Annotated in this window: 9 protein-coding genes and 1 pseudogene; 9 read left to right on the top strand and 1 reads right to left on the bottom strand. The window is 45.8% G+C overall.

Going from position 1 to position 9,796, the window contains the following annotated elements; genetic code table 11:
* The 9 genes from infB to Q0241_RS14240 form a co-directional block, all read left to right on the top strand.
* A partial coding sequence (gene infB / locus Q0241_RS14280) for a translation initiation factor IF-2 (RefSeq protein ID WP_299378646.1) occupies window positions 1-2,622 on the top strand: 2,622 nt, incomplete at its 5' end.
* Window positions 2,623-2,650: 28 nt separating this feature from the next.
* Window positions 2,651-3,112, top strand: a complete 462-nt coding sequence (gene rbfA / locus Q0241_RS14275) for a 30S ribosome-binding factor RbfA (protein WP_299378644.1) — start codon at window positions 2,651-2,653, stop codon at window positions 3,110-3,112.
* Complete coding sequence (gene truB / locus Q0241_RS14270) at window positions 3,112-4,041, top strand: tRNA pseudouridine(55) synthase TruB (RefSeq protein WP_299378642.1); 930 nt, start codon at window positions 3,112-3,114, stop codon at window positions 4,039-4,041. The genes rbfA and truB overlap by 1 nt, the downstream gene beginning before the upstream one ends.
* A 35-nt stretch (window positions 4,042-4,076) precedes the next feature.
* A complete protein-coding gene (gene rpsO, locus Q0241_RS14265; protein WP_047764175.1) occupies window positions 4,077-4,346 on the top strand; it encodes a 30S ribosomal protein S15 in 270 nt (89 codons plus the stop codon).
* Between the two features lie 280 nt (window positions 4,347-4,626).
* Window positions 4,627-6,744: a polyribonucleotide nucleotidyltransferase gene (gene pnp / locus Q0241_RS14260; RefSeq protein WP_299378640.1), complete on the top strand. Its 2,118-nt coding sequence runs from the start codon at window positions 4,627-4,629 to the stop codon at window positions 6,742-6,744.
* 164 nt (window positions 6,745-6,908) lie between these two features.
* A complete protein-coding gene (locus Q0241_RS14255) occupies window positions 6,909-7,664 on the top strand; it encodes a glycerophosphodiester phosphodiesterase family protein (RefSeq protein WP_299378638.1) in 756 nt (251 codons plus the stop codon).
* 78 nt (window positions 7,665-7,742) lie between these two features.
* Window positions 7,743-8,084 carry a DUF1272 domain-containing protein gene (locus tag Q0241_RS14250; RefSeq protein ID WP_366941188.1) on the top strand — a complete coding sequence of 114 codons (342 nt, stop codon included), beginning with the start codon at window positions 7,743-7,745 and terminating at the stop codon, window positions 8,082-8,084.
* A gap of 75 nt (window positions 8,085-8,159) precedes the next feature.
* Window positions 8,160-8,777, top strand: coding sequence for a pyridoxamine 5'-phosphate oxidase family protein (locus tag Q0241_RS14245; RefSeq protein WP_299378634.1), 618 nt, complete (start codon window positions 8,160-8,162; stop codon window positions 8,775-8,777).
* 11 nt (window positions 8,778-8,788) lie between these two features.
* Entirely contained in the window at window positions 8,789-9,187 is a 399-nt protein-coding gene (locus Q0241_RS14240) for a GFA family protein (protein ID WP_299378632.1), read from the top strand.
* A gap of 152 nt (window positions 9,188-9,339) precedes the next feature.
* Here Q0241_RS14240 and Q0241_RS14235 read toward each other — a convergent pair.
* A pseudogene (locus tag Q0241_RS14235) lies at window positions 9,340-9,796 on the bottom strand (glutathione synthase); the annotation flags it as partial.

Raw genomic sequence — 9,796 nt, 5'->3', positions numbered from 1 at the left:
AATACGCTTGAGTTGAAGAAAACTGTAGAAACCGGCCAGGTTAAACAGAGTTTTAGCCATGGGCGGTCTAAATCCGTCACGGTTGAAGTGAAGCGCAGCCGGACATTTGAGCGCGGTGAGAGCGGGCGTATGGCTGAAGTTACAACGCCAGAACCAAGCCTAACCGAAGCGCCAAAACCTGAGAAAAAAGCACCTGCTGCGCCTAAAAAAGCGCCAAAGCCTGTGGTAACGCACGATGACCTGACGAATGCTGAAAAAGCAAAACGTATGCAGGTTCTTGCGGCTGCACGCGAAGCGGAAGAGAGCAAAAAGCAGGCTGCTGAAGAAGAGCAAAAACGTTTAGACGAAGAAAACAAACGCAAAGCTGCTATTCAAGCTGAAGAAGATGCACGGTTCGCTGCGGAAGAAGCTGAACGCGTAAAAGCAGAAGCTGCTGTCGCTCGGGCAGAGAACACTAAAAGCTCTATGGAAAAAGCAGAAGAAGAAGCCAAAGCTGCTGCACGTGTAACCACAGAAGCGCGTAAGAAACGCGAAGCTGCTGAGCGTGCACCTGATCCTCGTTCTGCTAAGCCAAAGCCAAGACCAAAGAAAAAGCCAAATGTTGCCCCAGCATCCGTTGGAGAAGCTATTGCAAATGAACTTGGCGGTCGTGTTAAACAGGGTAATAAACCTACCTTTGTTCCAAAGCAGGCGACTGATAAAAAAGAGGCCACTGGTGATCGCCGTAATAAAGGCAAGCTGACTATATCTAGTGCCACTTCGGATAATGATGGACGTCAACGTTCATTGGCGTCTGTTAAGCGTCGTCGTCAGAAGAAGCTTCAACAAGAGCGTGGTGGTAATCGCGCAGCGCCGACCAAAGTTTTACGCGAAGTTATTCTACCTGAAACTATTACGGTTCAGGAATTGGCTAACCGTATGGCTGAACGTGCGACTGAAGTTATCAAGCAGCTTATGAAGCTTGGTGTGATGGCAACGATCAATCAGTCAATTGATGCTGACACTGCGGAAATCGTTGTCCAGGAACTTGGCCACACAATCAAACGTGTTACCGAAGCGGATGTTGAAGAAGGTATTCTTGGTAATCAGGATGAAACTGATGAAGAGCAACAACCTCGGTCGCCTGTGGTTACTATCATGGGCCACGTGGATCATGGTAAAACATCGTTGCTCGATGCCATTCGTTCTGCGGATGTTGTCCGCGGCGAAGCCGGTGGTATCACCCAGCATATCGGTGCTTATCAGGTAAACTTGGCTTCTGGTAACAAGATCACTTTCTTGGATACACCAGGTCACGCCGCCTTTACTGAAATGCGTCTACGTGGTGCGACTGTAACGGATATCGTTGTTCTGGTTGTTGCTGGTGACGATGGTATCATGGAACAGACTGTCGAAGCGATTAATCACGCTAAAGCATCTAGTGCGCCGATCATTGTTGCGATCAACAAAATGGATAAACCTGAAGCAAATGCTGATCGAGTGAAGCAAGAGCTGCTTCAGCACGAGCTGATTGTCGAAGACATGGGCGGTGAAATTCAGACTGTTGAAGTGTCAGCTAAAACAAAAATGGGTATTGATAAGCTTGAAGAAGCCATCATGCTCCAGGCTGAATTGCTTGAATTGAAAGCAAATGCTGATCGTGCTGCTATTGGTGCTGTAATTGAAGCCAAGCTTGATAAAGGTCGCGGTTCTGTTGCGACTGTACTTGTTCAAAAAGGAACGCTAAATGTTGGCGATATTTTTGTAACAGGTAGCGAGTGGGGTCGTGTTCGTGCGATGACAAACGAACGTGGTCAAAAGGTGAATTCTGCTGGTCCATCACTTCCTGTTGAGGTGCTGGGTCTAAACGGTACACCGAGTGCTGGTGATGACTTTGTTGTTGTTGATACTGATGCCAAAGCCCGTGAAATTGCTGAATATCGTGAACAGAAGAAAAAAGATCTTGCCGCAGCAGCAGCAGGTCGTGGTTCATTGGAGCAGATGCTTGCCAAGCTGAAAGAAGGTAAAGCGGAAGAGCTTCCGGTTATCGTCAAAGCTGATGTGCACGGTTCTATGGAAGCGATCGCAACAAGCTTGCAGAAAATGAACACTGACGAAGTTAAAGTGAACATTCTGCATACTGGTGTTGGTGCGATTAACGAATCTGATATCACTCTGGCTCAGTCTACGGGTGCATTCGTTATTGCCTTTAACGTTCGTGCGAACCCACAGGCACGTGAAATGTCACGTCGCGAAAATGTTGATATTCGTTATTATTCCATCATCTACAACGTAGTGGATGATGTGAAAGCAGCAATGAGCGGCCTTCTTGAGCCTGAACAGCGTGAGAAATTCACTGGTTATGCGCAAATTCGCGAAGTCTTTAATATTACCAAGGTTGGTAAAATTGCGGGTTGCATGATCACGGAAGGTTCAGTTCAACGTGGATCTAAAGTTCGCTTGCTACGTGATAACGTGGTTATTCATGATGGTGCTCTGAAGACTTTGCGTCGCTTCAAAGATGAAGTGAAGGAAGTGAAGGAAGGCTACGAATGTGGTATGGCCTTTGAAAACTATTCAGACATTCAAGTGGGTGACCAGATTGAGTGTTACGTCATCGAAGAAATCGCACGAGAGCTATAATAGCTCTCGTCAGCGATAAAGGGATGATATGAGTTCCAATAATAAAAACCGCAGTGGTACACCCAGAAGCCAAAGACAGTTACGCGTGGGCGAAGAAATTCGCCACGCGATGTCTGAAGTTCTGAATCGGACAAGCTTTAATGATCCAAATCTGGAAGGTGTGATTATCACAATTTCAGAAGTGCGCATTAGTCCTGATCTGAAAAACGCGACAGCTTTTGTTGTGCCTTTGGGTGGGGCTGATCTTGACGCGGTGACAAAATCTTTGAACAAAGCGAATGGTTTTTTCCGCCGTGAATTAAGCCATATGCTGCGACTTAGAAGCTGTCCTCGGATTGGGTTCGAACCTGATACTTCGTTTGATGAAGCTGCTAAAATCAATACTCTGTTGCAAAGCGATAGTGTTCAGCAAGATCTGCGTCATGAAGATGATGATGGTGATGATGAGTTGGTCGAGTCGCAAGCCGGGGATGACGAAGCGGACAGCTGATGGCCCGTAAGAAAAAAGGTCTTCCTATCCATGGATGGCTTGTTCTGGACAAGCCTCTTGGACTTTCTTCTACACAATTGGTTGGCAAGGCGAGACGTATTCTTAATGCTCAAAAAGTTGGGCATGGGGGAACGCTTGATCCTTTGGCCAGTGGTTTGCTTCCCTTGGCATTTGGTGAGGCAACCAAAACAGTATCCTATGCAATGGACGGGCGTAAAACCTATCGATTTGCTGTGAAGTGGGGGGAAGCCACTTCGACAGAAGACCGCGAGGGTGAGGTTATTGAAACCAGCCCAGCACGCCCTGAAAAAGAAGATATACTTCAGGCTCTTACAAAGTTTATTGGTGATGTGGAACAAGTACCGCCACGTTATTCCGCAATAAAAGTTGATGGTAAAAGAGCTTACGATCTGGCGCGTGATGGCGATGAAGAGTTCGAGCTAAAATCCCGTATTGTACATATTGATCGGTTTGATTTAATCGACATGCGAAGCGAGGATGTCGCCGAGTTTGAGGTCGATTGTGGAAAGGGAACGTATATTCGTTCGCTAGGCCGCGACCTCGCCAAGGCATTGGGAACATGTGCTCACGTGATTGAGCTACGACGTACACGCGTAGGACCCTTTACCTTAGAACATGCGATTTCACTGGAATCTCTTGAAGAGATCGGGCATAGTCCCGCTGCCGAGGAGCTTTTGCTCCCGGTAGAGACCGCGCTGGACGACATCTCGGCGTTGGCCTTATCAGAAACTGAAGCAACCCGCCTTCGTCATGGTCAGGTGTTATCTATGATAACGCGACATGATCTTGACCGGATTGGTGACTTAGTTAACGGCGATGTTTTTCTGGCAACAGAAAATGGAACACCCGTTGCTTTGGCCCGATTTGAAAAAGGTGAGGTGAGGTCAGTACGTGTTTTAAATCTCTAGGATTTTCCTAGATAGCTTTTAAAGAAGGAAAAGCGATGTCGATTACGGCTGAGCGTAAACAGGAACTCGTAAAAGAGTTTGCCACTGTTGAAGGTGATACTGGTTCTCCAGAAGTACAGGTAGCTATTCTATCTGAGCGTATCAACAACCTGACTGAACACCTAAAAGATCATAAAAAGGATTTCCATTCCCGTCGTGGTCTTCTTGGGATGGTTGGTCAGCGTCGTCGTCTGCTGGACTATACCAAAAAGAAAAATCAGGGCCGTTATGATGCTCTGATTAAACGTCTCGGCCTTCGCCGCTAAGGCAAAGGAAGTTTCATGTAACACCCGGTCTACAGCGAATATCATTCCTGTTGACCGGGTGTACGTCTATTCAAGGAGTGGCCAAAGACTGGGATGTGAGAATTTTTCTCGCTAACCCAAGAACTGGGCCATGAACTGAATAGTTATTTGATATTGTTTCGGGGGTCGGGGCAATGTCAGGTCTGCGCCGGTCCTGCGTAAGCTGTTCAAACTATAAATGAACAGCTTACGTAGGCCCGGCAAAAATAAAGAAACCGGCCCGTCATAATAAGGAAAACTGATGTTTAACATCTACACTAAAGAAATTGAATGGGGTGGTCGTACCCTTAAGCTGGAAACTGGTCAGATTGCACGTCAGGCTGACGGTGCAGTATTGGCAACTTACGGTGACACTGTTGTACTTTGTACAGCTGTTGGCGCACGTAGCGTAAAACCTGGTCAGGACTTTTTCCCTCTGACTGTAAACTATCAGGAAAAAACCTATGCCGCAGGTAAGATACCTGGTGGTTTCTTCAAACGTGAAGCGCGTCCATCTGAAAAAGAAACATTGGTTTCTCGGCTGATTGACCGTCCACTTCGTCCGCTTTTTGCTGATGGATATCTAAACGAAACTCAGGTTATCTGTACTGTTGTCAGTCACGATCTTGAAAACGATCCAGATATCATTGCTATGATTGGTGCTTCTGCTGCACTGACAATCTCTGGTCTGCCATTCTTGGGTCCAATTGGTGGTTGTCGCGTTGGTTATGAGAACGATGAATACGTTCTTAACCCATTGATGCAAGACTACGAGAACATGGATCTTGATTTGGTTCTGGCTGGTACACACGAAGGTGTGTTGATGGTCGAATCAGAAGCAAAAGAGCTGTCCGAAGAAGTTATGCTTGGCGCTGTTGCTTTTGGCCATGAACAGATGATGCCTGTGATCAATGCGATTATTGAACTGGCTGAAGAATGTGCAAAAGATCCTCGTGAACTTGCACCTGTCGATCCAGCCGTTGCAGCTGTAAAAGAAAAATTGGTTGCTGGTGGCATTCTTGATAGATTCACCGAAGCCTATGGTGAACAGGAAAAGCTACAGCGTCAGGTAAATATTGCTGCAGTTAAAGCAGCTGCTTTGGAAGGTTTGGAAGAAGACGAAGCAGCGATTGCTGGCGGTCTATTCAAAAAGCTCGAAGCAGAAGTTGTTCGTGGTAGCATCTTGAAAACAAGCATGCGTATCGATGGTCGTAATACCAAACAGATTCGCCCAATTGTTTCTGAAGTTGGTAAGCTTCCGCTAACACATGGTTCAGCACTGTTTACACGTGGTGAAACACAGGCGCTTGTGACTTCTACATTGGGTACCGGTCAAGACGAACAGATTATCGATCAGCTTGAAGGCAGTTATCGTGAGCACTTTTTGCTACATTATAACTTCCCGCCATATTCAGTTGGTGAAGCTGGCTTCCTTCGCGGTCCAGGTCGTCGTGAAATTGGTCATGGTAAACTTGCTTGGCGTGCGATTCGCCCATTGCTTCCAACAAAAGAAGATTTCCCATACACAATGCGTGTGGTTTCTGAGATCACAGAATCCAATGGTTCTTCTTCTATGGCGACAGTTTGTGGTTCTTCACTTGCGTTGATGGATGCTGGCGTTCCGCTTAAATCACCTGTTGCTGGTATTGCGATGGGTCTGATTAAAGAAGGTGATGATTTCGCTGTTCTTTCTGACATCTTGGGTGATGAAGATCACCTTGGTGACATGGACTTTAAAGTTGCGGGTACTGAAAACGGTGTAACTGCTTTGCAGATGGATATCAAAATCACATCCATCACACAGGAAATCATGAAGGTTGCTTTGGAGCAGGCGCATGATGGTCGTATTCATATTCTGGGTGAAATGGCGAAAGCCTTGACATCTGGTCGTGAAGGCGTTTCCGAGCATGCACCACGCATCACAACGTTCAGCATTCCAAAAGATAAAATCCGCGAAGTTATTGGTACTGGCGGTAAAGTTATCCGTGAGATCACTGAAGAAACTGGCGCGAAGATTGACATTGATGACGATGGTACAATCAAGGTTGCAGCTGTTGATAAAGAAGCTGGTGATGCCGCTGTTGATTGGATCAAATCAATCGTTGCCGAGCCAGAAGTTGGTGTTGTTTACGACGGTAAAGTTGTTCGCTGTGTTGATTTTGGTGCATTCGTGAACTTCATGGGTGCACGTGACGGTCTTGTTCACATTTCTGAGCTGGAAAATCGTCGTGTTGGTAAAGTGACTGACGTTGTAAACGAAGGTGACATGGTTAAGGTCAAATGTATCGGTATCGAGCGCGGTGGTAAGGTTAAACTTTCCATGAAACGCGTTGATCAAGAAACCGGTGAAGATCTTGAAGGTCAAGAAGACGAAGAATAAGTCTTCTGGTCAGGTGTCAGTATGGTGACAAACTGGACCTACTAAGCCATGTAAACTGGTAATTGACCTGTCATAAAAAGCAGGTATTAAGAAACGGACGATCTTGATTAAGGTCGTCCGTTTTTTTATTCCACGCCAGCATGTTTAGTTATGGGAGATGGAGCATGGCAAACGCCACTCCGCTTGTTAAGTTGCCAAGAGTTCAGGCTCATAGAGGAGCCAAAGGCGTTCGGCCTGAAAACACAATGGCAAGCTTGCGCGAAGCTCTTGATCAAGGAGTACGCTGGACCGAGTTTGATGTGAAGCTATCCAAAGATGGTGTTCCCATCATTTACCACGACCAGGATTTAAAGCGGACATCCGGTATTGACGCATTGGTCAAGAATCATAGCTTTGCCGAACTCAGAGAGTTTGAAGCTGGTGCTTGGTTTGACGAGAAGCATCGTGGCGAGAAAATTCCTTCGCTGGAAGAGTTTTTGCTGTTCCATATTGAGCATAATCTTCACCCGAATATCGAATTAAAGCCATCAGATGGTGAGGAAGAGGAAACGGCCCGTAAAGTGGTTGAGCTTCTAGACAAGCTGTGGCCGAAAAATCGTAATAAACCTCTGTTCAGTTCCTTCAAACTGAAATCATTGGAAGTTGTCAGAGATCTTGCCCCTGATCATCCCAGAGGCCTATTGCTTTATGATGATATAACGGGCTGGCAGGAAAATGCGAAGCGTCTTGAATGCTCGGCAATTCATTTGTGGCATAAGATGTATACTTCCGAACTCGTTAAAGAAATCAAACAAGCGGGCTATGCGACAGCGACCTATACAGTTAATGAGGTTGATCGCGGTGTTGAGCTTGTAGCTATGGGCGTCGACAGTATTATAACCGATTTCCCGGGTGATATGATCGCGGCTATTGGCGATTAGTCTGACAGATTATTTTGGCAACAATTGATGCCTAAGTGGCATTTATTTTATGTTCCTAGATGACCATAATTCCCTCAAATGAAATTGAGAATAAAATATGGGAATTTGAACATGCTTGAGCTTAGGCCGAATTGTGAGTGTTGTGATAAGGATCTTTTACCAACAGCCACAGATGCGATGATTTGTACTTATGAATGTACTTTTTGTCGCGACTGTGTGGATGGGATTTTAGAAAATGTCTGCCCTAACTGTGGTGGAGGTTTTACGCCGAGGCCTATACGCCCGGCGACTGAATATCGTGCTGGACTGTCAAGCAAACATCAGAAACCTTCTGAGACAAGAATTCATACAAAATACTCTAATGAAGAGTTGAAAGCATTCTCGGCTACTATAAAGTCTGTCAAACCTGAAGAGCGATAACCCTTGCTTAATCTTGAGCTTGCTTAGGGAATCGTTCTATGACTTCGTTCCTTTTTCAAACAGGTTTATAATTTTATGTCTCATATTATTACAACGACAGATGATCTCAAAAAAATTTACGGGGAAAGAAGCCCTCGCGCTGATAAAAAGGTATTACAGAAGCTAGATAAACACTGTCGTGCCTTTATTGCCAAATGCCCTTTTTTATCGATGGCAACAAGCAGCCCGAAATTGGGGGCAGATTGTTCGCCTAAAGGGGATGCGCCTGGTTTTGTTAAAGTGTTGAGCGACACTCAACTGGCTATACCGGATCGTCCCGGTAATAATCGAATCGATAGTTTACTTAACCTGCTGGATAATCCGCAAGTTGGTCTTTTATTCATGATACCCGGGGTCAAAGAGACTTTACGGATTAATGGTGTTGTGCAGATTTCAGTAGAACCTGATCTGTTGAAAGATCTATCTGTTGATGGAAAAGAACCTCGCTGTGCTTTGGTCGTGACGGTTCATGAAGCTTATATACACTGCGCTAAATCTATTATGCGTTCAGAAATTTGGAACCCCGCTAAAATTGTTGATCGGAAAGCTTTACCGTCAATGGGGCAGATATTGGCCGATCATGTCGCTGGTGGACTTGATGCAGATGAATATGATGCGACCATGGAAGGAAGATATCAGAAAAGTTTGTATTAGGGGGAATGGTAATGGATAAGAAGACAGGGTCTTGTCTTTGCGGTGATGTGCGGTTTGAAATCACTGGCGAGTTACGTGATTCCATAGCGTGCCACTGTATTCAATGCCGCAAAACCAGTGGTCACTTTGTTTCTGCTACGGCTGTTTCCAAAGATGATTTCAAAATTATCTCGAATAAAAGCCTGAAGTGGTATCAATCGTCCCATCGTGCCCAGCGGGGGTTTTGTGCCAACTGTGGATCCAGCTTATTCTGGGACCAGGCAAGTCGTGACAAAATGGGAATCATGAGCGGGACGATTGACGGAGACACGGGTATTCAGACATCAAGTCATATCTATGTTTCTAAAAAAGGAGACTACTACGATTTGGATGACGATCTGCCCAAACACGTTACTTATCCTCAGGCATAGGTGATACACGTTGGTTTGATGAGGCTATAAGCGAGTTTCTTCGCGCTTATGAGAGTTTGGCGGCGGCAGCTAATCAGAACGACAAGTTCATTCCGGCAAGAGCCTTGGTTGGCACTAACCGGAATGACGTGTTTGCTTTGATGAAAGCACGATTACTTGTTTATTTTATCTTCAATTGAATCCCAGATATCAGATTCGAGTGAAACATCGTTGAAACGGTTTATTTCCTGAATTCCAGTGGGGGATGTCACGTTGATTTCTGTCATGTAATCACCGATGACATCAATGCCAACAAAGATAAGACCACGTTCTTTTAGGGTTGGGCCAATAGCGGCACAAATTTCGTGGTCACGTTCGGTCAGGCCGATTGGGTCGGGTCGTCCACCGACATGCATATTGGATCTTGCTTCACCCTCTGCGGGCACACGGTTAATGGCGCCTGCGGGTTTTCCATCGACCAGGATGATACGTTTGTCCCCTTTGCGAACATCGGGCAGGTATAGCTGCGCGATAATGGGTTCGCGATAATGTTCTTCAAACAATTCAAAAACAGAATTCAGATTTTCATCATCTGGTTTGATATGGAAAACCCCTGCACCACCGTTCCCG

It is taken from the genome of uncultured Kiloniella sp. (genome assembly GCF_937128705.1).
Taxonomy (GTDB): Bacteria; Pseudomonadota; Alphaproteobacteria; order Kiloniellales; family Kiloniellaceae; genus Kiloniella.
Note: the sequence above shows the minus strand (reverse complement) of the source record. Positions and strands in the feature narration are given on the sequence as shown.